20 protein-coding genes are annotated in these 20,932 nt (G+C 62.9%); 10 read left to right on the forward strand and 10 right to left on the reverse strand.

What is annotated here, in order from left to right; all coding sequences use genetic code 11:
* Positions 1-71: 71 nt before the first annotated feature.
* The 4 genes from dcm (at position 72) to BUS06_RS17765 (ending at position 4,121) form a co-directional block, all read left to right on the forward strand.
* The gene (dcm, locus tag BUS06_RS17750) at positions 72-1,310 is read left to right on the forward strand and encodes a DNA (cytosine-5-)-methyltransferase (RefSeq protein WP_074265445.1); all 1,239 of its coding nucleotides are present in this window, start codon (positions 72-74) and stop codon (positions 1,308-1,310) included.
* A complete protein-coding gene (locus BUS06_RS17755) occupies positions 1,310-1,756 on the forward strand; it encodes a very short patch repair endonuclease (RefSeq protein ID WP_074265446.1) in 447 nt (148 codons plus the stop codon). The genes dcm and BUS06_RS17755 overlap by 1 nt, the downstream gene beginning before the upstream one ends.
* A gap of 261 nt (positions 1,757-2,017) precedes the next feature.
* Positions 2,018-2,521 (forward strand): YbhB/YbcL family Raf kinase inhibitor-like protein, encoded by a 504-nt coding sequence (locus BUS06_RS17760; RefSeq protein ID WP_074265447.1) that lies wholly within the window; start codon positions 2,018-2,020, stop codon positions 2,519-2,521.
* 160 nt (positions 2,522-2,681) lie between these two features.
* Entirely contained in the window at positions 2,682-4,121 is a 1,440-nt protein-coding gene (locus tag BUS06_RS17765; RefSeq protein ID WP_074265448.1) for an MFS transporter, read from the forward strand.
* A gap of 330 nt (positions 4,122-4,451) precedes the next feature.
* Here the strand turns inward: BUS06_RS17765 and otsA are convergent, their stop codons facing one another.
* The 6 genes from otsA to BUS06_RS17795 all read right to left on the reverse strand — a co-directional run bounded on the left by otsA (position 4,452) and on the right by BUS06_RS17795 (position 9,206).
* Positions 4,452-5,876, reverse strand: coding sequence for an alpha,alpha-trehalose-phosphate synthase (UDP-forming) (otsA, locus tag BUS06_RS17770; RefSeq protein ID WP_074265449.1), 1,425 nt, complete (start codon positions 5,874-5,876; stop codon positions 4,452-4,454).
* 189 nt (positions 5,877-6,065) lie between these two features.
* Entirely contained in the window at positions 6,066-6,308 is a 243-nt protein-coding gene (locus BUS06_RS17775; protein WP_074265450.1) for a hypothetical protein, read from the reverse strand.
* A gap of 196 nt (positions 6,309-6,504) precedes the next feature.
* On the reverse strand, positions 6,505-6,696 hold the full coding sequence (locus BUS06_RS17780) for a hypothetical protein (protein WP_074265451.1): 192 nt from the start codon (positions 6,694-6,696) through the stop codon (positions 6,505-6,507).
* 75 nt (positions 6,697-6,771) lie between these two features.
* On the reverse strand, positions 6,772-8,175 hold the full coding sequence (locus BUS06_RS17785) for a sigma-54-dependent transcriptional regulator (RefSeq protein ID WP_074265452.1): 1,404 nt from the start codon (positions 8,173-8,175) through the stop codon (positions 6,772-6,774).
* Positions 8,176-8,499: 324 nt separating this feature from the next.
* Positions 8,500-8,766, reverse strand: a complete 267-nt coding sequence (locus BUS06_RS17790; protein WP_074265453.1) for a hypothetical protein — start codon at positions 8,764-8,766, stop codon at positions 8,500-8,502.
* Between the two features lie 122 nt (positions 8,767-8,888).
* Positions 8,889-9,206, reverse strand: a complete 318-nt coding sequence (locus tag BUS06_RS17795) for an ElaB/YgaM/YqjD family protein (protein ID WP_074265454.1) — start codon at positions 9,204-9,206, stop codon at positions 8,889-8,891.
* 497 nt (positions 9,207-9,703) lie between these two features.
* On the opposite strand from BUS06_RS17795, the gene BUS06_RS17800 reads away from it, so the two are divergent.
* The 3 genes from BUS06_RS17800 to BUS06_RS17810 all read left to right on the forward strand — a co-directional run bounded on the left by BUS06_RS17800 (position 9,704) and on the right by BUS06_RS17810 (position 12,072).
* Entirely contained in the window at positions 9,704-10,768 is a 1,065-nt protein-coding gene (locus BUS06_RS17800) for a sigma-54 interaction domain-containing protein (protein ID WP_074265455.1), read from the forward strand.
* Positions 10,769-10,972: 204 nt separating this feature from the next.
* Entirely contained in the window at positions 10,973-11,548 is a 576-nt protein-coding gene (locus BUS06_RS17805) for a hypothetical protein (protein ID WP_074265456.1), read from the forward strand.
* Entirely contained in the window at positions 11,545-12,072 is a 528-nt protein-coding gene (locus BUS06_RS17810) for a hypothetical protein (RefSeq protein WP_074265457.1), read from the forward strand. The genes BUS06_RS17805 and BUS06_RS17810 overlap by 4 nt, the downstream gene beginning before the upstream one ends.
* Positions 12,073-12,134: 62 nt before the next feature.
* On the opposite strand, the gene BUS06_RS17815 is transcribed toward BUS06_RS17810, so the two are convergent.
* Together BUS06_RS17815 and BUS06_RS17820 are read right to left on the reverse strand one after the other, a co-directional pair.
* Entirely contained in the window at positions 12,135-13,481 is a 1,347-nt protein-coding gene (locus tag BUS06_RS17815; RefSeq protein WP_074265458.1) for an ABC transporter ATP-binding protein, read from the reverse strand.
* Between the two features lie 23 nt (positions 13,482-13,504).
* Entirely contained in the window at positions 13,505-15,256 is a 1,752-nt protein-coding gene (locus BUS06_RS17820; RefSeq protein ID WP_074265459.1) for an ABC transporter permease, read from the reverse strand.
* Positions 15,257-15,966: 710 nt separating this feature from the next.
* Between BUS06_RS17820 and BUS06_RS17825 the strand changes: the two genes are divergently transcribed.
* On the forward strand, positions 15,967-17,643 hold the full coding sequence (locus BUS06_RS17825; RefSeq protein ID WP_074265460.1) for a sensor domain-containing diguanylate cyclase: 1,677 nt from the start codon (positions 15,967-15,969) through the stop codon (positions 17,641-17,643).
* A gap of 102 nt (positions 17,644-17,745) precedes the next feature.
* Positions 17,746-18,012, forward strand: a complete 267-nt coding sequence (locus tag BUS06_RS17830) for a double-stranded DNA-specific endonuclease (RefSeq protein ID WP_074265461.1) — start codon at positions 17,746-17,748, stop codon at positions 18,010-18,012.
* Positions 18,013-18,110: 98 nt separating this feature from the next.
* On the opposite strand, the gene BUS06_RS17835 is transcribed toward BUS06_RS17830, so the two are convergent.
* Positions 18,111-19,427 carry an ATP-binding protein gene (locus BUS06_RS17835; protein ID WP_074265462.1) on the reverse strand — a complete coding sequence of 439 codons (1,317 nt, stop codon included), beginning with the start codon at positions 19,425-19,427 and terminating at the stop codon, positions 18,111-18,113.
* Positions 19,411-20,136, reverse strand: coding sequence for a response regulator (locus tag BUS06_RS17840; protein WP_074265463.1), 726 nt, complete (start codon positions 20,134-20,136; stop codon positions 19,411-19,413). Before BUS06_RS17840 ends, BUS06_RS17835 begins: the two co-directional genes overlap by 17 nt.
* A gap of 222 nt (positions 20,137-20,358) precedes the next feature.
* Between BUS06_RS17840 and BUS06_RS17845 the strand changes: the two genes are divergently transcribed.
* On the forward strand, positions 20,359-20,913 hold the full coding sequence (locus BUS06_RS17845; RefSeq protein WP_074265464.1) for a Spy/CpxP family protein refolding chaperone: 555 nt from the start codon (positions 20,359-20,361) through the stop codon (positions 20,911-20,913).
* The last annotated feature ends 19 nt before the right edge of the window (positions 20,914-20,932 follow it).

Genomic DNA, 20,932 nt, shown 5'->3' on the forward strand with positions numbered 1-20,932 from the left:
GCGGGGAAAAACAGGAAAAAGGGACAACTCCAGGTCATAATGTCCGCAAAAATCCCCAGCAAGGACTGCTAGTGACCCAGGCCCCACCGCTCGAGCTGCTACAACAGGCGCGCACACGCTTCACCCAACGAGAAATCGCCGCTCACGTCGGCAAGGACATCAAGACCGTGCGCCGCTGGGAAAAAGGTGAGACGCCCTGTCCGTCGATGCTCGAACCCGCGCTGCGTGATCTGCTGCAAGGCGGCGCGGCGCTCAAGCACGGTGCGGCTAACGGGACAGCCAATTTCCGCTTCATCGATCTGTTCGCCGGCATCGGCGGCATCCGCATGGGCTTCGAGGCGCAGGGCGGCGCGTGCGTCTTCACAAGCGAGTGGAACGATTTCTCGAAGAAGACCTACCTGGAAAACTACGGCGCGGATCACTCGTTTATCGGCGATATCGTGTCATTTCCCGCCAACGAGGTGCCGGCGCACGACGTCCTGCTCGGTGGCTTTCCCTGCCAGCCGTTCTCGATCGCGGGCGTCAGCAAGAAGAACGCAATGGGCCGGCCGCACGGCTTCGAGTGCTCCACTCAGGGGACGCTCTTCTTCGACGTCGCCCGCATCATCGCGGCCAAGCAGCCTGCGGCGTTTCTGCTGGAGAACGTGAAGAATCTGCTCTCCCACGACAAGGGCCGCACCTTCGAAGTCATCCTCCAGACCTTGCGCGACGAACTAGGCTACGAAGTGCACTACAAGGTCGTCGACGGCCAGCATTTCACGCCGCAACACCGCGAGCGCATCATCATCGTCGGTTTTCGCGGCAAGACCGCGTTCTCATGGGACGACCTGCGTCTGCCGAGCGTCGGCCCGCGGCTCGGCTCGATCCTGCACCGTACCGACGGCAGCGAACCGGTGCTGCCGTGGGACCACGACCGCTTCTTCGATCACGCGAAACAACGCGTGCAGCCGAAGTACACGCTCACGCCGAATCTGTGGACCTATCTGCAAAACTACGCGGAAAAGCATCGCGCGGCAGGCAACGGCTTCGGTTTCGGCATGGCCTACCCCGATAGCGTGACGCGCACCTTGTCGGCCCGTTATCACAAGGACGGCTCCGAAATCCTCGTCTCACAAGGCAAGCGGCTGCGTCCGCGCCGCCTCACGCCGCGTGAATGTGCCCGGCTCATGGGATTTCCCGACACCTTCCGGATTCCCGTCAGCGACACCCAGGCCTACCGCCAGTTCGGCAATAGCGTCGTGATGCCGGTGATGCAGGAAGTCGCGCGCATCATGCTGCCGCACGTGCAGGCGCGCCTGCGCGCGAACTGATGGTCGACATCGTCGACGCCGCCACCCGCAGCCGGATGATGTCCGGCATTCGCGGACGCAATACCAAGCCGGAGTTGCTGATCCGCAGCCTGCTGCACCGGCGGGGCTTCCGTTTTCGGCTGGACGCGCGCGATCTGCCGGGCCGCCCCGACATCGTTCTGCCTCGCTTCGGCGCTGTTATCTTCGTGCACGGCTGCTTCTGGCATGGCCACGATTGCCCGCTCTTCAAATGGCCACAGACGCGCCCGGACTTCTGGCGCGAAAAGATCGGCCGCAACCGCGCCAACGACGAGAGGTCGCGCGCCGCTCTGCTCGCGGCCGGCTGGCGCGTCGGCGTAGTGTGGGAATGCGCATTGCGTGGAGCCAATCGGGACCTCGACGGCGTGCTGCAACGACTGGTCGACTGGCTGCACAGCGACGTCTCAGAACTCGACGAGCGCGGCTGAGGCCCCGGCTCAGTTTGCCGGCTCATTGCAAACCCGCTGTAAATGAGCCGCCCGATAACCGCACATCATTCCCAGTGAAAGCCTGTCCGGAAGCCGGCGGGAGGCGGGCGTGACCCAGCCCGCCTCGACCAGGCAGACGAGCCGCCGGTGATACACTCGATTGGCTCACCCGGGTCTGTCCGCGAGTCTGCCAGCACAACGCGCAGTACGCGTTTTTCCGGCAGCTCGCCCCATCTGGGAACCACCTGAAGGAGGCATATGATGGCTGATTTCCGTCTCTGGTCCGACGACTTTCCCACCAACGGCTTCATGCCGAAAGCGCAGGAATACCACGACAAGGCGTTCGGCGTAGATGGCGAGAACATCTCTCCGTCGTTGCAGTGGGAAGCACCGCCGGAAGACACGCAAAGCTTCGCCCTCACCGTCCACGATCCCGATGCGCCAACCGGCAGCGGTTTCTGGCACTGGGTCGTAGTCAATATTCCGGCTGATGTCCGCTCGCTGCCGCGCAACGCCGGCAAGGTCGACGGCAGCCTGCTGCCGCAAGGCGCGCTACAGGTTCGCAACGACTACGGCACAGTCGGCTTCGGCGGCGCAGCGCCGCCGCGCGGCGACAAGGCCCACCGCTACATTTTCCGCTTGCATGCGCTGAAGGTTGCGCACCTGCCGATCAATGCGGAGACGACCAATGCGGTCGCCCGTTTCATGACTCACCTGAACGAACTCGATTCGACGACGCATACCGGTCTGTACGAACTGAAATAATCACGCGCACAGTGGCGCTGCGGCGCGCTCCAGGGCCACTGCGGCGCCGCCACGAAAGCGCCAAGAAAACGCAGCGAGAACCGGGCAACGAGGCAGTGCGGCGCGGCACAGGATGCGCGCCGTGTGCTCCCACCCAAACTCGCACATAACTCCTGAGACGATGCACGCACACGCTTCCGGTAAAGACGGTTCCAGTCCCGCAGGCGCTTCCGCCGGCGCCCACTCCCTCCCGCCCGACCCCGAACTCGGTCTGCCCCTGCCGCAGCGCTACTGGGCGATCGTGGTCGTGGCGCTCGGCATTACCCTCGCCGTGCTCGACAGCGCTATCGCCAACGTGGCGCTACCCACCATCGCGCGCGATCTGCATGCGAGCGCCGCCGCGTCGATCTGGGTCGTCAACGCGTATCAGCTTGCGATCACGATCTCGCTACTACCGCTGGCGTCGTTAGGTGACCGTATCGGCTACCGGCGCGTTTATCTGGGTGGACTGATCCTGTTCACCGTCGCCTCGCTCGGCTGCTCGCTGTCCACTTCGCTGGTGACGCTCGCCGCCGCGCGAGTGATTCAGGGGTTCGGCGCAGCGGGCATCATGAGCGTCAACACGGCCCTCGTACGTACCATCTATCCGCCAGCCCAGCTCGGGCGCGGCGTCGCCATCAACGCGATGGTGGTGGCGGTCTCGTCCGCGGTCGGTCCGACGGTGGCCTCTGGGGTACTCGCCATCGCGCCGTGGCCATGGCTCTTTGCCATCAATGTGCCGATCGGTCTCGCGGCCATCGCCACCGGCTTCAAGGCGCTGCCGGTCAACCCCGGCCACAAGGCGCCATACGATTATCTGAGTGCCGTGATGAACGCGTTCGCATTCGGCCTGCTGATCTTCGCGGTCGACGGACTCGGACACGGCGAAGCCTGGGGCTATATCGCGCTCGAAGCGATTGGCGCCGTGGTGATCGGCTATTTCCTCGTACACCGGCAGTTGACGCAGCCCGCGCCGCTACTGCCCGTGGATCTGCTGCGCATTCCGGTGTTTGCGCTATCGGTCGGCACCTCGGTTTGTTCGTTCGCGGCGCAAATGCTGGCGTTCCTTTCGTTGCCGTTCATGATGCAGGACAACCTCGGCTTGTCGCAGGTTCAGACTGGCTTGCTGATGACGCCCTGGCCACTCGTCATCATCGTCGCCGCGCCGCTTTCGGGCGTGCTGTCGGATCGTATGTCGGCGGGCTTGCTGGGCGGAATCGGACTCGTTGCCATGACGGTGGGTCTGCTGCTGCTCGCCACGCTCGGCACACATCCGGATAGCTTGCAGATCGCCTGGCGCATGGCGGTGTGCGGTGCGGGCTTCGGCATCTTCCAGTCGCCGAACAATCGCACCATGCTGGCGTCGGCGCCGCGCGCGCGCAGTGGTGGCGCGAGCGGCATGCTGGGCACTGCGCGACTGACCGGACAGACGCTTGGTGCCGCGCTGGTGGCGGTGATCTTCGGCACCGTGCCGCAGCACGGGCCGACCGTCGCGCTGTATGTGGCAGCGGGTTTTGCGGCGGTAGCGTCAGTGGTGAGCACGTTGCGCGTAATGCAGCGGACAACTCCGGCCGCTGCATAGGCTCGCGTTTTCGCAGACGAGGATGCGGATTTGGATTTGGATGTGGCTAGCGAGTGCCGCACAACAGCTTCATGAATCCGCAACACGCATAACGCGAACATCAAAGGCTCGCATTACTTTCAGCACGTCCACCCCGCACAAGCAAAAACGGCGGCCTGGTGGCCGCCGTTTGCATGCTTTCGTAGCATTGAGTGGACCGCAGGCAGCGGGACCGAACCTCAACTCACCGCCTGATCGATTCGACGTGACAGCGAGCAACTGAGACCCGCCGACACCTGAGCTCATCATCACGACTGAGCGCCACATTGAGCGCTCAGTCGCTTCAACGCTTCAGGTTGCTGCCACGTCCGCGAGCTTTACCGCTTTGGCCGTCACCGAGGACGCCGTCGCCACATTGCGCAGGTCCGCAAGGAACGTATCGCGCCACACCGACAGATTGTTTTCGCGCAGCGGCGCCATCATGTCCGCATGACGGGCCTGGCGTTCAGCGAGCGGCATCGACAGCGCACGCTCGAGTGCTTCGGCCATCTGCGACAGGTCGAACGGGTTCACCACCAGTGCACCCGGCAACTGCTCAGCTGCGCCGGCAAACTGCGACAGCACCAGCACGCCCGGATCCGCGGGATCCTGAGATGCCACGTACTCCTTCGCAACCAGATTCATCCCGTCGCGCAGCGGCGTCACATAACCCACTTGCGACTGCCTGAACAAGGCCATCAGCAGATTGCGTTCGTACTTGCGGTTCAGATATTGAATCGGCGTCCAGTCGAGCTGCGCAAAGCGGCCATTGATACGCCCCGCTTCACCCTCAAGCGTCTGACGAATGCGCTGATATGTTTGCACGTCCGAGCGCGTCGGCGGTGCAATCTGCACCAAGGAGACGCGGCCGTGCCAACCGGGCGCCGTGAGAAGCAACCGCTCAAAGGCCTGGAAGCGCTCGACCAGCCCCTTCGAATAATCGAGGCGGTCCACGCTCATAATCAGCTTGCGGCCGCGCATGCCATCGCGCAGGCTGCGCACCGGTTTGCGGTCGGTGAACTGCTCCGCGGCTTTGGCGATTGCATCGGGATAGATCCCGATCGGATAGGCCGCGACTTTGAGGAAACGGTTATAGGCGTGCACCATGCCGTCGTCGCTCGACGTGCCGTGCTGCCCTCGCTCGATATAGTCGACAAACGACTGCCGGTCCGCTTCAGTCTGGAAGCCGACCACGTCGTAGCTGCACATGGCCTTCACGAGTTCCTCGTGCGGCGGCACGCTACGCAACACTTCCGGCACCGGAAACGGAATATGCAGGAAGAAGCCAATCGGGTTTTTCACGCCGAGTTCGCGCAGGCACTTCGCAAACGGCAGCAAGTGGTAGTCATGGACCCAGATGATGTCATCGGGCTTGACCATCTCCTTCAACTGCTTCGCGAGCGTCTGGTTCACGCGCAGGTAACCGGCGTACTCCTGACGATCGAAGCGCGACAAGTCGTTGCGGTAGTGGAAAGTCGGCCATAGCGTCGCATTCGAAAAGCCGCGGTAGTACTGATCGTAGTCGCGCTTGGTGAGACCCACCGTCGCGTAAGTCACGTTGCCCTGCTTTTCGATTACCGGCGCCGATGGCTCTGCCACCGTTTCGCCGCTCCAGCCGAACCATACGCCGCCTGTTTCCTTGAGGGCGTCCAGTACACCGATTGCAAGACCACCTGCTGCGGGGCGGCCTTCCTGCGTCGGCGCGACACGATTCGATACCACAATCAATCTGCTCATTGGTGCTCCACCTCATTCAGTTGTTCGTTGCATGCGGGGATGTGCCGTCGTGGTGCATGCAAGTCGCGTGCCGTATCTCTAAATTCGCGGAATAAAAATGTGTGCAAATGTGACAGGCAAGCAGAAACCTGCCGTCCGCAGGCATCGCGCGAAAATTTTTTGCTTCGTATGAGGAAACGACGAAATCTGTCAGGCGTCCTGCTCGGAACCGAGGTCACGCTGATATTCGATGCCTTCCGGGCGTACCCCACCCTGGTTGTGTTCGCCGTCCGGTGGCGCGTCGGGCGCAATGCGGTTCTGCCCTGCTGGATCGTGTCCTGGCGAGTCCGCTCCTGCAGACGGGCCGCCCGATGGCGAAGCCCCTGCTCCGCCGCCGGGGCGCGAATCGCGCTTCGAATGGCGCGCGGAGCGCCGCAATGCCGGGTGTCTCATGATCGATGCCTCCTGGGGAAGCCCGCCGCCCTCGTTGACGGCATCAACATAGTCTAGGGCTCAAGACAGTAATTTGCCGGTAAAACCGTCGCCGGCTTTGTAACAAGTACATCAACGAACGAAACGCGCTGATGGCGGCCACAAAATGATAAAGAGCGAAGTGACCGCCGCCTCGAAAGTCGCGTCAGAGCGCCAACTACGAGAGCGCACTGCGCGAAATATGCGGCGTCTCATTCGGCTGCGGAGGCGGATCGCCGATAGGCGGTGCAGTGGGTTCGACCGGTTCGCGGGTCGGGTCCGGCACCGTATCGGGCTCGTGAGGGTGGGGCGGGTCAGTCGGCTCGGGGCGATGCGCCTCGAGCACAGTAGCGTGGGTAGGCGACGACATAGAAGTCCCTTGTGTGCGTTTGGGACAATCGCAGCAAGGCCTATGCCGGGGCGCAAGCGCCCCGGTGCAACAACCTCAGGCGTCGGCACCGCCCAGGGCGCGCGATTCGTCTGAAGCGTCCCCGTCCTCGCGGCTGGCATCATTGCCGTACTCGACCAGCCGGTTGTACAGCGTCTTCAGACTGATGCCGAGAATTTCCGCTGCGCGGGTTTTCACGCCACCGCACTGCTCAAGGGTAGCGAGAATCAGCTGACGGTCCGCTTCGGCAAGCGAGGTGCCGAATGGAATCGTGATCGCCGTGCCGGCGGCCGGTTTGGACAGCGTGATCTGCAACGGCACCGTCGCCGTGTTATCGGAATCCGTACCCGACATGATGTGCGCGCGCTGCACATAGTTCTTCAGCTCGCGCACGTTGCCGGGCCACGGATAGGACATCAGCATTTCCTTGACCGCCGGCGGGAAATGCTTTCGCGTGCCGTGACGCTCGTTGAGATCGTCGAGGAACGCCTGCGCCAGCAAATCGACGTCCTTGCCGCGTTCGCGCAGCGGCGGCAGGCTGATCGGAAAAACGTTCAGGCGGTGATACAGATCCAGACGCAGCTTGCCTTCGAGCACTGCCTGCTCCGGATCACGATTGGTCGCCGCAATCAGCCGCACATCGGTTTCGATTTCCTTCGTGGTGCCGACCCGCATGAACATGCCGGTTTCGAGCACCCGCAGCAGCTTCACCTGCAGCTCGATCGGCATTTCGGTGATTTCGTCGAGGAAAAGCGTGCCGCCGTTGGCCCTTTCGAAATAGCCTTTGTGCTGCCGGTCTGCGCCCGTGAACGAACCCCGCTCATGGCCGAACATTTCCGATTCGATCAGGTTCGGCGAAATGGCGCCGCAGTTCACCGCGAGAAACGCGTGCTTACGGCGCAAGCTCAACTGGTGCAAGGTCTGCGCGGCCACTTCCTTGCCGGTGCCGGACTCGCCTACCAGCATCACCGATGCTGCAGTAGGCGCGACGCGGCCAATCTGGTCGTAGACCTCCTGCATGGCCGGCGAATTGCCGAGCATCAACCCAAAGCGGCCCATACGGCGCAACTCGCCGCGCAACGTACCGATTTCCGCCTTTAGGTCGCCGGGGCGCGGCAGGCGCGACAGAATCGCCTTCACGCGCTGCATGTTGATCGGCTTCACCAGATAATCGGTCGCGCCCATCTTGAGGGCGTTGACGGCCGATTCGACCGTAGCATGGCCGGTAATCACAATAACTTCGACGCCGGAGCGCGGGTCGAGGTCTTCGAACAGGTCAACTCCGCTGCCGTCCGGCAGCTTCAGGTCGGTAAACACGACATCCGGCATCTGCCGGACCAGCTGGATACGCGCTTCGCGCAGATCGCCTGCAGTGGCAGTGGTGAGGCCGTCTTCGCCAATGATGGCAGCGAGCGCCTCGCGGGTACCGGCATCGTCATCAACAATCAATACGTGTGGCATCGCGTCTCGAAAGCCCGAAGGGGTCTGGTTGTGGATGGCATGCGTGAAGGCATGGAAAAACGGCTGGGCGCTGGTACGTCCCCGCAAACAGAAGGCGGCGACGTGAGGACCCACTAACTTTCGGGGCGCCTCCTCGAGCTCCAGCAAAAAACCGCACCTGGCACAAATTCGCAACAATATACGTGTTACGCGGCGCCGAGTGGTCCTATTGTTGTATGAATCCCCATTATAAAACTTTATTGCGGCGAATTGTCAGGTTTGCCTTACACCCAACTGCGGCCCTTTTGACAACAACCGAGACAACTCGCGCGAGGCGTATGCGGCTCAGCTGTGCGGAAACGGCCATGCTTCACCGAGTCCGTTTGGATGGCTCGCGCCGTTTGTACCGGTGGCGGGGGCCGCACCCGCCTGGCTCGCTGTCGCCGGAGCAGTTTGAGCAACGTTGACAACCGCCCCGCCCTCGTCCTCCCAGCGACTCAGGTCCCGGTTCAGATGCGCCTGCGAGGCGCGGTGCTTTTGCGCCCAGCGCCACGCCAGCAAACCGCCTACAGCCACCAATGCGCCGAAAATGCCGATCCTGGGCCGTGCCATGTTCAACCTCCATACGTAAGCCGGTAATCAATGGAATCATTCAGTGCCGTTGCCTCGCCCGACCAAGCCCTTTAAGGTTGTCCTGACACACAGCGGGGCAGGCAGACCGTCCGCTGCGCCGTCTAGCGTGTTGCCAGCACGCCGAGCAGAAATCCCACACTGGCAGAAATTCCAAGGGCGCGCCAAGGGTTGTGCCGCACATAACGCTCGGCATTCACCGTGGCGACCCGGTAGCGCCGCTGCGCCGCGCCTTGCGCATCGCCGATCGCCGCCTGCAGGGTCTCGACGTGCGCCCCGAGGCGCTCGCGCAATGCCTCGACACCTTCACCCGGCACGTTGGCGGCGAGTCGCAGTATTTCCTCCGAGTCGGTCAGCAGCACCCGCAAGTCGTCAACGATCTTCTGCCGCCCGAGTTCAAGCTGTTGTGTCGTGTGAGTCATGAGTCGCTCCTATCTCTATGTCGGCGCGCGTTTGGCGTGGCAAACCAGCCGGAAACGCGCCGCATGTCCCAAAAGTGATAGGGTTGCAAACGGCATACCCGATAATCTAGTCGATCGATAGCAGCGTACCGAGTTCCGCATCGGCAATCGCGACAATCGTGCCGATTCGATATCCGGTCGGCGGTCAATATTGCCGGCTGACTGTGCGCGCCGATCCGCATTCAGACAGACCGCCGCAAATGCACCGTCGTAAGCGCGCCGTCGCAAAACAGACACTTCACGCGCCGAGCATGCGCTTTGGACGGCAACACGCGGCACAATTTTTTAGTGGCTTGCTTCGATCTGCATTCGTCGTCGACATGCACATTGCCGTGACAAGCCACCGATGGTTAAATCAATTTTTATGAGATAGTGATCCATTGCATGAATGCACAGGCTCACCCTCTTCACAGGCCTGCGCGGCACTATCGAACACATTTGCACAGGACAACCTGGTTATGGCGTCAATCGATCTGGACTCCCCCACACTTGCCTCCGGCGGCGACGCAGCGGCAGGGGGGAAGTCTCGCGTGACGGAGGGCGTCGCGGGCCTGAAGTCGTACGGTCTGCTGTACGGCTCTTCGCCCGTCATGCTGGATTTATACGAACAAATCGAACGCGTGGCCTCCACCGACGCAACCGCGCTGATCATCGGCGAATCCGGCACCGGCAAGGAACTGATCGCCCGCACGATTCACGATCGCAGCGGGCGCAAGGACGCGCCCTTCATCGCCGTCAACTGCGGCGCGATCCCCGATGAACTGATCGAAGCCGAACTGTTCGGCCACGAAAAAGGCAGCTTCACAGGCGCCGTGCAGGGCCGCGTCGGCTACTTCGAACACGCCAACGGCGGCACGCTGTTTCTCGACGAAATCACCGAGATGGCGCCGGTGCGTCAAGTGAAGCTGCTGCGCGCGCTGGAGACCGGCACGTTCTATCGGGTCGGCGGCAACGAACTGATTCAGAGCGACGTGCGAGTGATCGCGGCCACCAACCGTGACCCTGCGATCGCCGTGAAAGAAAACGGTTTGCGCGAAGACCTGATGTATCGGCTCGCCGTGTTTCCGCTGCGCGCGCCGCCGCTGCGCGAGCGCGAAGGCGATCGTGAATTGTTGGCGCAGCATTTCCTCGCCGCGTTGAACGCACAGGAAAGCACCAGCAAGAGCTTCAGCAAACGTTCGATTGAAACGCTGCGCACCTGGTCGTGGCCGGGCAATGTGCGCGAACTGAAAAACGCCATTTACCGCGCCTTCATCCTCGCCGAGAAATCCGTCGAACTGCCTCATCCGCACCTCGCGTCACGCGTGAAGAAAGCGGTCACCCAAGGCGATGCGATGAGTGTCTGGATCGGCACGCCGCTTGCTGATGCGCAGAAGCAGATCATCCTCGGCACGCTGAAGTACTGCGGCGGCGACAAACGTCGCGCGGCGAAGGCACTCGGCGTGAGCCTGAAGACGCTCTACAACCGGCTTAGCACCTACGGCACCGACGACGCGACCGAAGAAAAAGAAAGCGAGTCCTGACAGTCGCCTGTCTGCGCTGCGCGTGAAAAGCCAAGCCAGAAAAGGCTGCGCGGCGCATCATCTTTTGCAATTGCTTGCATTTTTCCTATCCCATTTGCAAATGGCATCCTGCAAAATGCTGCAGCGTCGCGCGCGGCGCGTGGTCAGCTCGACGCGTCGTTACAAAGCGGCGCGCATGGCAGAGGCAGGAGCACAGGTAGGGAAATGCAAACATCAAACAGTAGTGCGCGCAGGACTCACCGGACTTCGCGCGCGAGTCTCGCATCGCTCACGGCATTGGCCGTCGCGGTGCTCATCTCAGCCAATCTGAGCGGCTGCAGTTCGCTCTACTCGGAGACGGCCACCGCCGGCGCCGGTATCGGCGGTGCCGCAATCGCCGGCCAGGTCACCCATAACGCTGCTGTTGCTACCGGTATCGGCCTCGGTGCCGTCGCCGCTGCGCAGGCCGGCGTGCAATACACGGAACGTGTCGTCCACCGCAATACGCAGGACGGCATCGCCAAGGTCGCCGGACCGCTCGATGTCGGTGCCGTCGCACCGTGGAGCGTCACGCATAGCGTGCCGATCGAAGACGACACGCATGGCCGCGTCACCGTGAGCCGCACCATCAGCGCAGGCGCGCTCGACTGCAAGGAAATCGTCTTCTCGGTCGATGTGGACGCGACCAAGGATAAGCCCGCCAGCAGCGCGTTCTACGTCGCCTCGATCTGCCGCGACGGCACGGCGTGGAAGTGGGCTTCCGCAGAACCCGCCACCGAACGCTGGGGCGCGCTGCAATGAAATCGCGTCTGACAATGCCCATGCGCGTGCGGGTCGTGCTGGCCGCTGCGCTGTGCGTCGGCGCGAGCCTGCTGACGAGCGGCTGCTCGTCGGTGGGTGCTGCAAGCGGTGCGGCCGCCGGGGTCGCGTCGGGTCTCGTGACTGCCAATCCCGCTGTCGGCATTGGCGTCGGCATTGCGGTGCAAGCGGCCACGGACGAAGCCGTGGCTCGCTACATGCGCAACATGCACAGCGACCAGCAGAACGAGATGGCTCAGCTCGCGGGCGGCATGGCGGTGGGCGAGACCAAACCGTGGAGCGTCAAGCACAAGATGCCAATCGAGAACGGCCACGGCGAGGTACGCGTGACGCGTGCGTTCACGTCGGCACTCGCCATCTGCAAGGACTTTGTCTTCTCGGTCGCGGATAGCAACAAGCCCAACGCGCACGAAAGCTGGTACACCGCCAGCGCCTGTCTGCAGGACCAGGGCTGGAAGTGGGCTTCGGCCGAACCGGCCGTGGACCGCTGGGGCAATCTCCAATAATGCAAAAGGGGCGGCAGGTCTAACCTTGCCGCCCCTTTGCTATTCACTTCGAACCCGACGTATCAGGACTCCACGTCCTCGAGACTGAAAATTTCCGTCTGGTCGTTGTACGAGAAGATCTCGCCGTAACGGCCCCAGTTGATGACCGCGTCGAGCGTCTCTTCGGCCGCGCTATCCGACAGAAAATCTTCCAGTTCCTGCTCGAAGCGCACACGCGGCGCACGATGCCCCGGGCGTTCGTTGAGTACCTTCTTGATTCGCGCGGCGAGCGGCACGTGGCGCAGCAGATGCTCGGCGAACATCATCTTCCGCTCCTGCGTGCCAAACTCGGAAAACACGCGTGCCGGCGGTGTCAGGAAAATATCCCCTTCGCGCACATCGGCAAAGCCAAGATGCTGCAGCACTTCGGCGACCGGAAACAGATCGTCGACCTCGAGATGCAACGAACGGGCAATTTCCGGCATGTCCGCGCGGCCATGGTACGGTGCCGCAGCCAGCATTTCGATCAGACCGGCCATAAGGTTGGTCGACACATGCGGCAGCCAGCTTCCGAGTTCCAGGCCCTTCTTCGTTGACTCGTCGGTCTGACGCGCCGTCATCTTCGCGTAGATCTCGTCCACCAGTTTGCGGAACGCCGGGTCGAGACGGTTACGCGGGTGATTGAACGGCACCTTGATCTCGGCGATCACGCGGCCCGGGTTCGACGAGAGCACCAGAATCCGGTCGCACATGAACACCGCTTCTTCGATGTTGTGCGTGACGATCAGCACCGACTTGATCGGCATACGGCCCTGCGTCCACAGATCCAGCAGGTCGGTACGCAGCGTTTCGGCGGTCAGCACGTCGAGCGCGGAGAACGGCTCGTCCATCAGCAGCAGCGTAGGATCGACCACCAGCGCGCGGGCGAAGCCCACACGTTGACGCATACCGCCTGACAACTCGCGCGGATAAGCGTTTTCGAAGCCGTCCAGACCGATCAGGTCGATCGCCGCCAGCGCACGTTCGCGGCGTTCGCGAGCACCGACGCCCTGCGCTTCGAGACCCGCTTCCACGTTCTGCAGAACCGTCAGCCAGGGGAACAGCGCGAAGGTCTGGAACACCATCGCCACGCCCTTGGCGGGACCGTCGAGCGGCTTGCCGAGGTAATCGACCTTGCCGCCGGTCGGCTCGATCAGGCCGGCGATGATACGCAGCAGCGTCGACTTGCCCGAGCCCGAGCGGCCCAGCATGCCGACGATCTCGCCTTCACGCAGCGACAGGTTCACGTCGTCGAGCACCAGCAGCTCGCCTTGATTCTTGTTGAAGCCTCTGGACACGTCCTTGACGGCCAGAATCTCCGCACCCAGACGCGGCGGCGAGGGTGGCGTCTGGACCGGCGCAGCGGTAACGGCAGCTTTAGGATTTTGCATCGCGGTTTGCCTTTAATTTCCTGTCAATCGAGCCGAAGCTTGGATTCGGCGTAGGCGTACATCGGACGCCACAGCAGGCGGTTAAACAAAGTCACAAACAGGGACATCACGGCAATGCCGAGAATGATTTTCGGGAAGTCGCCCGCGGCCGTGGTCTGCGCGATATAGGAACCCAACCCGTGGGCCACCACCTTGGTGTCGCCCCACTGCACGTACTCGGCCACGATGCTCGCATTCCACGCGCCGCCCGAGGCCGTAATCGCGCCTGTGATGTAGTACGGGAAAATGCCCGGCAGCATCGCCTTGCGCCACCACTGCCAGCCGCGGATACCGAAGTTGGCCGCCGCCTCCTTATAGTCGTTCGGATACGAACTGGCGCCTGCGATCACGTTGAACAGGATATACCACTGGGTGCCGAGCACGATCAGCGGCGACAGCCAGATATCCGGGTTCAGATGAAAGCGCACGATGACGATCACGAACACCGGGAACAGCAGGTTGGCCGGGAACGCAGCCAGGAACTGCGCGAGCGGCTGGATCTTTTCCGCCAGCGCCGGACGCAGTCCGATCAGCACACCGATCGGCACCCAGATCACAGAAGAAATGGCGATCAGCAACACCACCCGCAGCAGCGTGATCAACCCGAGCACGAGTACGTGGCCCACTTCATCGAGCGTGACGCCGGTGCGTACATAGGTCACGACGCGAAAGACGACGTACACCGTCAGGAGAATCACGAGGACGCCCCAGATGATGTCGCCCACGCGCGACGACTTCTGACGCTGCGGTACCGGGAAACTGACGCCGGCGAACGACGGCAGACGCATCGGTACGCGCGCCGCATTGGCGAAGATCCAGCCCATTGGCACCAGCAGGCGGTGAATCAGACGAGTGCGCCGCACGAGGTCGAGCAGCCAGGATTCCGGCGCGTTACCGGAGCTGGTGTTCTCCATGCGGAACTTGTCGGCCCACGCAACGAGCGGGCGGAACAGAAACTGGTCGTAGGCGAGAATCACGATCGTCATCGTCAGGATGACCCAGCCGATCGCGTGCATGTTCTTGTCCGAGATCGCCTGCGCCAGGTAGGCGCCGATCCCCGGCAGCGTGATCGTGTTGTTGCCCACCGTGATCGCTTCGGAGGCCACCACGAAGAACCAGCCGCCCGACATCGACATCATCATGTTCCAGATGAGGCCCGGCATCGAGAACGGCACTTCGAGCTTCCAGAAACGCTGCCAGCCGGTCAGATGAAAACCGCGCGAGACCTCGTCCAGATCGCGCGGCACGGTGCGCAGCGACTGGTAGAAGCTGAAGGTCATGTTCCAGGCCTGGCTCGTGAAGATTGCGAAGATCGCGGCGAGCTCCGCGCCCAGCACCCGGCCCGGGAATAGCGCAAGAAAGAAGGTAACCGTAAACGAAATGTAGCCCAGCACCGGCACCGACTGCAGGATGTCGAGAATCGGCACCAGCACGAGACCGGCACGGCGGCTCTTGGCGGCGAGCGTGCCATAGATCAGCGTGAAGGCGAGCGAGGCCACCATCGCCGCCAGCATGCGCAGCGTGGTGCGCAGCGCGTATTCGGGCAAGCTCGACGGAGCCAGAGAGATCACCTGGGTCTTGAGCGTCGACATGGGCGCGAGCGTCTGGTGAAAGCCGATTGCCACGGAGGCAATCACACAGATGATCAGCGGAAAGGCGACGAAGTCCCAGCCGTTGGGCAGCAAGCGCCAGGCGGAAGCATTGGCGGTGCGTTTCAGATCGAAACTGAAGTCCATCAGGCAGCACCCTTCCTGTTTACATACGCTACGTGGAGACAGACCGCATCGAGCGGTGCCGGGACGACGGAACAGGCGAGGTTCGCCGCTCGCGCGGCAACCCCGGCGCGAAGGCCGGAAGCTCGGTCCGGAAAGCAGAAATCAGGCATGACAACAAGCATATGCGAGGTAATCGTTAGCGTCGGAGAGAGAATGACCGGCGGCGGCCGGGGGCATCTTCCCCCCGTCAAACCACCCTGGAGGGCCGCTCCGGCTGCCTGTCACGACAGGCGTCGCCCTGGGGCTGGCGAGCTTTCCTTGTTTTGGACGGCACGACACTACTACAACCTGTGTTTCAGGCACAACCTTTCGGGGCAAATCAGTTGCACGCAGGGCCTCTGGCGGCCCTGCCCGACCGGCAAAACCGGTGACCGGACACCCTCGGACATGCTCCGGGCACATCTGGAAAACCCGCGGCCCTGTTCAGAAAGCCCCCCTTACAGCCGTTAACTACCTGATGACATACGCCGAATCGCAATATCGGATGGCGCTGCGCCGTCTGGCGGTTAAAATCGAGACAAAGCGACTGTGACGGACGGATACCGAGGGCTTCAACCGAACTGTCCCAGATCGCCGCGGCGGACATACCGCCGCCCCAGCAACGACTCAGCGCCGGCGCGCTGCAACGATTGACCTTGTTGCATATAAAAGTCAGACGGATCCGAGAGTCGATGAACAGGAAATCCTTGCGCCATGCAGTCGGGCCGGTCAGCTTCGCGCTGGTCGTGCTGGTGTGCTGGCTCGTGTCGGGTGTGATCGCGGACCGCATGGTTCAGCAGGAACTCGACGCCGCCCTGCGCGCGCAACGGCAAATGTCCTCGTCGGTCGTCGACAACATGGCGGAGGTCATCGCCAGCGACCTCTCCATGGCTCGCGCCATTCCAGCCACGATGGCGGAACTGAATGTGGTCCAGCAGGCGCTCGCCCACTCGCAAGCTTATTCGGTGACGAGCACCGCGCCGGAATCCGCCCTGCGCAATGCCTTGCTCAAAGTGCCGGAATTGACGACGGTCAGCAGCTTCCTGCACGACGCTCAAGGTTTCTCGGGACTCGACTCGATCTGGCTCGTCAACGCCAACGGCGTGTGCGTTGCGTCGAGCAATGAGCAGTCGCGCGGCTTTGTCGGCATCGACATGCGCACCCGCAACTATCTGTCCAACGCGCTACTCGGCGCCTTCGGCGAAGCCTATGGCGTCGGCCGGTCGAGCGGCGAGCCCGGCATCTTCATCGCGGCACCCGCCTACGACGATGGCGTGCTGGTAGGTGCAGTAATCGCCAAGGTCGGGATCGGGCGCTTGCGTCACTGGGTCGCCCACGCGGGCACGTTCGTGGCCGACGAAAACGGCGTGATCATCATGGCCCACAACAGCGCGCTGGAAGGCCATGTGCTGCCGGATGGACGCGTCAAGCAGATGAGCGTCGCCGATCGCGAAAACGTTTATCGCCGCGTCGAATTCCCGAACGTCCAGATCGAGGCGGACATGCGGCAGGTACGCGAGGAGGCGCCGTGGGTGCCCTCCGCGATCGCCACACAACTGTTCGCCATCACCGACCGGCCTATGCCGGCGCTGTACGAATCGCGCAGCGGCCTCAATTCGGGACTCTCCGCGCATCTGGTCGATCCGCTCACGGCCTGGCCCGAACTGCTGCGCAACCATAAGCGCGACCGGCTGCTGGTCTTTCTCACGCTCGCGGGCACCGCGGCGCTGGCATGGGTGATTACCGTGTCCTACGTGCGCGAGCGCCGCCACCACCGGGCGACGCGCGACCTCGCCGAACAGTTGCAATCGGCCAATACGCTGCTGTCTGCCGAGGCGCGTCACGATGCGCTCACGGGCGCCTTGTCGCGCCGCTATTTCCTCGACCTGTTGCGCCGTGAAATCGAACGCGCGCAGGCGAGCGGCGACGCGCTGTGCATGGCGATCGCCGACCTCGACCACTTCAAGCAGATCAACGACCGCTTCGGCCACGCTGCCGGCGACCGCGCGCTCGAACACTTCGTCGATACTTGTCGCGCCGAACTGCGTGCCAACGACGCGATCGGCCGGCTGGGCGGCGAGGAATTCGGCATCCTGTTGCCGGCCACCGCCCTCGAGGGCGGCCGCGAGGTCGTCGAGCGGCTGCGCACCCGGCTCAAGGCCGTGCCGTCGACCAAGCTGCCCTCCTCAGCCGGTCTGAGCGTCAGCATCGGCATCACCGAGTTGTCGCGCGAAGATCTGCCCGAGCGGATCATGAGCCGGGCCGACCTCGCCCTTTACGCCGCCAAAACCGGCGGCCGCGACCGCACTGAAGCGCTGCCGCCAGACGACACCGCGCCGCCGGCGCGCACCGCAGCGACAGCCTGGTGAATCGATACGGCGCAACGTTGCGAGTGCCGACACTCCGCAGGTAAGCAGGTATGATCGACCTTCATACGAAGCTTGTCGTCACCGCTCTACCAGGAGAGATGCATGAAGGGAAATCTGGTCATCGTTTGCCGCGATCACGATGCTGACGCGTTCGATCATCTGTTGTCCGAGTACGGCGCCTTTCAGACGCGCCTATCGTCAACGGCGTGGTATCTGAAGCTCGATGTCGCCCCGGAGCTGATCCAGGAAGAAATTCTCACGCGCCTCGGCAAGTACACGACTCACTACATCTTCGAAGCAGAAACCGTTACGTGGAATACGGTGGACAGCGACGCGGCCGCTGCGCTGAATACGCTGTTTTCGGAGTAAGACTTCGGAGGAAGAGAAGGCGTCAGGACCGGACTGAAAGGCAGAAGGCCGGCAGGCCTGGAAGCAGCAGCGACCAGGCCAACGCTGCCAGGCCGGCCCTACCAGGCGCTCTCCGAGACAGTAGCCATGCGCGGCACGGCCTCGAACGGGAACGTCATCAGGACGCGCAGGCCGCGCCCGCCATGGTTGCCGATTTCCCATTCTCCGCCCGCGCGACGGACCAACCGTTCGACGATCGCAAGCCCTAGCCCGCTATGGCCGTTGCCGCCACGCGCCGGGTCGAGCCGCACGAACGGACGGCTCGCGTTCATCAGATCCTGCGCGGCGATGCCCTGGCCGTTGTCCTGCACAGCCAGCGTGTAACCCGACGACGTTCGCGCGGTAGACACGATAACCGGTGGCTGACCGTACGCATGTGCGTTGTCGAGCAGGTTCGACAGAATGCGGTCGAGCGTAGCGGCTGGCAGCAGGAAGCCCGGACCCGCCTTCAGGTCGGTCAGCACCGAGGCCGCGCTGTTGGCAACCGCCCGATAGCTGCGCACCACGCGTTCGCATTGCGCATCCACTTCGACGGCCTCGCTGCGATCCGCGCCGTCGTGTGCGAACACCAGAAACTGCTCGACGATGTGCGTCATCGAATCGACGTCGCGCACCACGCCGTCGCGCACCTTCGCCTCGTCCATCATTTCGGCTCGCAGGCGCAGCCGCGCTAGCGGCGTCTTCAGATCGTGTGCGACACCGGCAAGCATCACCGCCCGATCGTTCTCCGTGCGCGCCACTTCCTGGACCATCTGGTTAAAGCCATGGGTCAACTGGCGCAACTCGCGCGGCCCGCGCTCGGGCACCGGCGGCACCGGCTGGCCACGGCCAAAACGTGCCACTGCACTGGCGAGCGAGCGCAACGGCTGCTGCAACTGCCACGCGGCGAAGAGCGCCGCCATTACCGCAAACGTGAAGATGATGGTGAGCCACAACACCATCCGGTCGACCGAACGCGGCGGCCGCAACGGCTGCACCGGGACGACGATCCAGTCGCGGTCACTCGCCTGGCGCACCCACAGCGTGGGCGGCTTGCCCGGCTCGCCGAGGCGTACCTGGGTGCCCGGCGGCATGCGGTCACGCACGTCGTCGAGGAAGTGGTTAAGCGGCGAGCCGTCGTCCTGCTGCACCGCCGGCACGGCGCTGGAGGCCGGGTCGACGAGGCGCACGCGCGAAGGCAGCGGCTGATCCGGCGTATGGGCGACGTGCTGACGCACAGCGTCGACGAGGAAGGTCGCCTCTTCTACAGCGTAGCGATTCTGAAACTGGCTGCGCTCGAGGCGAAACAGCGCATAGCCCGCGAAATGCGATAGCAGCAGTACCACGACGACCAGCAACGCCAGCCGTCCAAACAGTGAATCAATGGGCCGGCGCATGTTGTTCGCCATCAGGCACGAACACGTAACCGCGGCCGCGAACGGTCTGAATGAAGCGCGGCGTGGACGGATCGGTTTCAAGGATGCGTCGCAGACGCCAGACCTGGACGTCGATGCCGCGGTCGGTGCCGTCGTATTCGGGACCATGGAGCAACTCGAGCAGGCGTTCGCGGGTGAGCGTACGCATAGGATGATTAACAAAAATCTTTAGGAGGGCGAACTCGCTGCCCGACAACGTGAGCGGCTTGTCTTCCAGATTCAGCGTGCGCGACTGGAAATCCAGCGTGAAGCGGCCGAAGGTGAAAGGCTCGCGCTGCTCAGGTGCGGCCGCCGAAGGCAACGTGCGGCGGCGCCGCAGCACAGCCTGCACGCGCGCCAGCAGCTCGCGCGGATTGAACGGTTTGCCGAGGTAGTCGTCCGCGCCCAGTTCGAGACCGACGATCCGGTCTACGTCGTCAGCGCGCGCAGTCAGCATGATCACCGGGATGTCGTCACCAGCAGCGCGCAGTTTGCGCAGCGCCGTCAGGCCGTCCACACCCGGCATCATCAGGTCGAGCACGATCAGATCCGGACGCTCGCGTTCGAGCCGCCGCTCGAGCGAGCCGGCATCGTGGAGCACCGAAACTTCGATGCCCTGGCGAGCCAGATAGTCGCGCAGCAGATCGCGGAGTTCGAGGTCGTCGTCGACAACAAGTATTTGAGTAGCCATGGGATGAAGTTTAACGCGCAGCAGTTGGGGTTACCGGGCCGGAGGTCCCCCAAAGGGTTACCGGGTGTTACGACGAAAGGCGCACGTAATGTCGCGTAATAGCGACACGCGCTCAGGTAACACAGCGAACTCTGCAGATCTCTACGCTGTGTCTTACCGAATGCATCCCGTCCTGTGTTGCCGTGTTTGCATCGTCGGCTATTCCATTACAAGGAGCCACTCATGTCCACAAAAATGTCACGCTTCGTCGCCGTCGCCGCAGCATCGCTTGCTATCGGTCTTGGCTCAGTCGGCCTCGGTTCAGTCTACGCCGCTCAAACTGATGGTCAGGGCGCACCCGGCGGTCCGGGAGGCTGGCACCATCACCATGGCCAGTTCATGCAGGAACTGAACAAGCTGCACGGCCAGCTTAACCTGAACCCGGATCAGGAAAAGCAATGGCAGGCCGCTCTCGACACGATGAAGCAGAACCGCGAAGCAGGGCGTGCCGCCCACAAGCAGATGCACGATCAGATGGAAGCGTTGAAGTCGCAGCCCATTCTCGATCTGAACGCCCTGCATGACCTGCGCGAAAAGGCCGAAGAGCAGCGCCATCAGGCACACGAGCAGACCTCGGCAGCCTGGTTGACCTTCTACAACGGCCTGAACGACAAGCAGAAGACCATCGTCAGCACGGACATCAAGGCGCACTGGGCCAAGATGGAAGCCCGTCATGACAAGATGCACCAGCATTGGCACCATGACAAGGGTGCAGCGTCGGCACCGGCCGCTAACTAACAAGACGTAACTGCTGGCA

This window comes from Paraburkholderia phenazinium (genome assembly GCF_900141745.1).
Taxonomy (GTDB): Bacteria; Pseudomonadota; Gammaproteobacteria; order Burkholderiales; family Burkholderiaceae; genus Paraburkholderia; species Paraburkholderia phenazinium_B.

Bases quoted from the DNA above. Each gene is read 5' to 3' on its own strand.
- BUS06_RS17845 (WP_074265464.1), top strand. From the start codon at position 20,359: ATGTCCACAAAAATGTCACGCTTCGTCGCCGTCGCCGCAGCATCGCTT.
- BUS06_RS17755 (WP_074265446.1), top strand. From the start codon at position 1,310: ATGGTCGACATCGTCGACGCCGCCACCCGCAGCCGGATGATGTCCGGC.
- BUS06_RS17840 (WP_074265463.1), bottom strand. From the start codon at position 20,136: ATGGCTACTCAAATACTTGTTGTCGACGACGACCTCGAACTCCGCGAT.
- BUS06_RS17820 (WP_074265459.1), bottom strand. From the start codon at position 15,256: ATGGACTTCAGTTTCGATCTGAAACGCACCGCCAATGCTTCCGCCTGG.
- BUS06_RS17810 (WP_074265457.1), top strand. From the start codon at position 11,545: ATGAAATCGCGTCTGACAATGCCCATGCGCGTGCGGGTCGTGCTGGCC.
- BUS06_RS17825 (WP_074265460.1), top strand. From the start codon at position 15,967: ATGAACAGGAAATCCTTGCGCCATGCAGTCGGGCCGGTCAGCTTCGCG.
- BUS06_RS17805 (WP_074265456.1), top strand. From the start codon at position 10,973: ATGCAAACATCAAACAGTAGTGCGCGCAGGACTCACCGGACTTCGCGC.
- BUS06_RS17780 (WP_074265451.1), bottom strand. From the start codon at position 6,696: ATGTCGTCGCCTACCCACGCTACTGTGCTCGAGGCGCATCGCCCCGAG.
- BUS06_RS17835 (WP_074265462.1), bottom strand. From the start codon at position 19,427: ATGCGCCGGCCCATTGATTCACTGTTTGGACGGCTGGCGTTGCTGGTC.
- BUS06_RS17775 (WP_074265450.1), bottom strand. From the start codon at position 6,308: ATGAGACACCCGGCATTGCGGCGCTCCGCGCGCCATTCGAAGCGCGAT.
- BUS06_RS17760 (WP_074265447.1), top strand. From the start codon at position 2,018: ATGGCTGATTTCCGTCTCTGGTCCGACGACTTTCCCACCAACGGCTTC.
- otsA (WP_074265449.1), bottom strand. From the start codon at position 5,876: ATGAGCAGATTGATTGTGGTATCGAATCGTGTCGCGCCGACGCAGGAA.
- BUS06_RS17830 (WP_074265461.1), top strand. From the start codon at position 17,746: ATGAAGGGAAATCTGGTCATCGTTTGCCGCGATCACGATGCTGACGCG.
- BUS06_RS17790 (WP_074265453.1), bottom strand. From the start codon at position 8,766: ATGGCACGGCCCAGGATCGGCATTTTCGGCGCATTGGTGGCTGTAGGC.
- BUS06_RS17785 (WP_074265452.1), bottom strand. From the start codon at position 8,175: ATGCCACACGTATTGATTGTTGATGACGATGCCGGTACCCGCGAGGCG.
- BUS06_RS17765 (WP_074265448.1), top strand. From the start codon at position 2,682: ATGCACGCACACGCTTCCGGTAAAGACGGTTCCAGTCCCGCAGGCGCT.
- BUS06_RS17815 (WP_074265458.1), bottom strand. From the start codon at position 13,481: ATGCAAAATCCTAAAGCTGCCGTTACCGCTGCGCCGGTCCAGACGCCA.
- BUS06_RS17795 (WP_074265454.1), bottom strand. From the start codon at position 9,206: ATGACTCACACGACACAACAGCTTGAACTCGGGCGGCAGAAGATCGTT.
- BUS06_RS17800 (WP_074265455.1), top strand. From the start codon at position 9,704: ATGGCGTCAATCGATCTGGACTCCCCCACACTTGCCTCCGGCGGCGAC.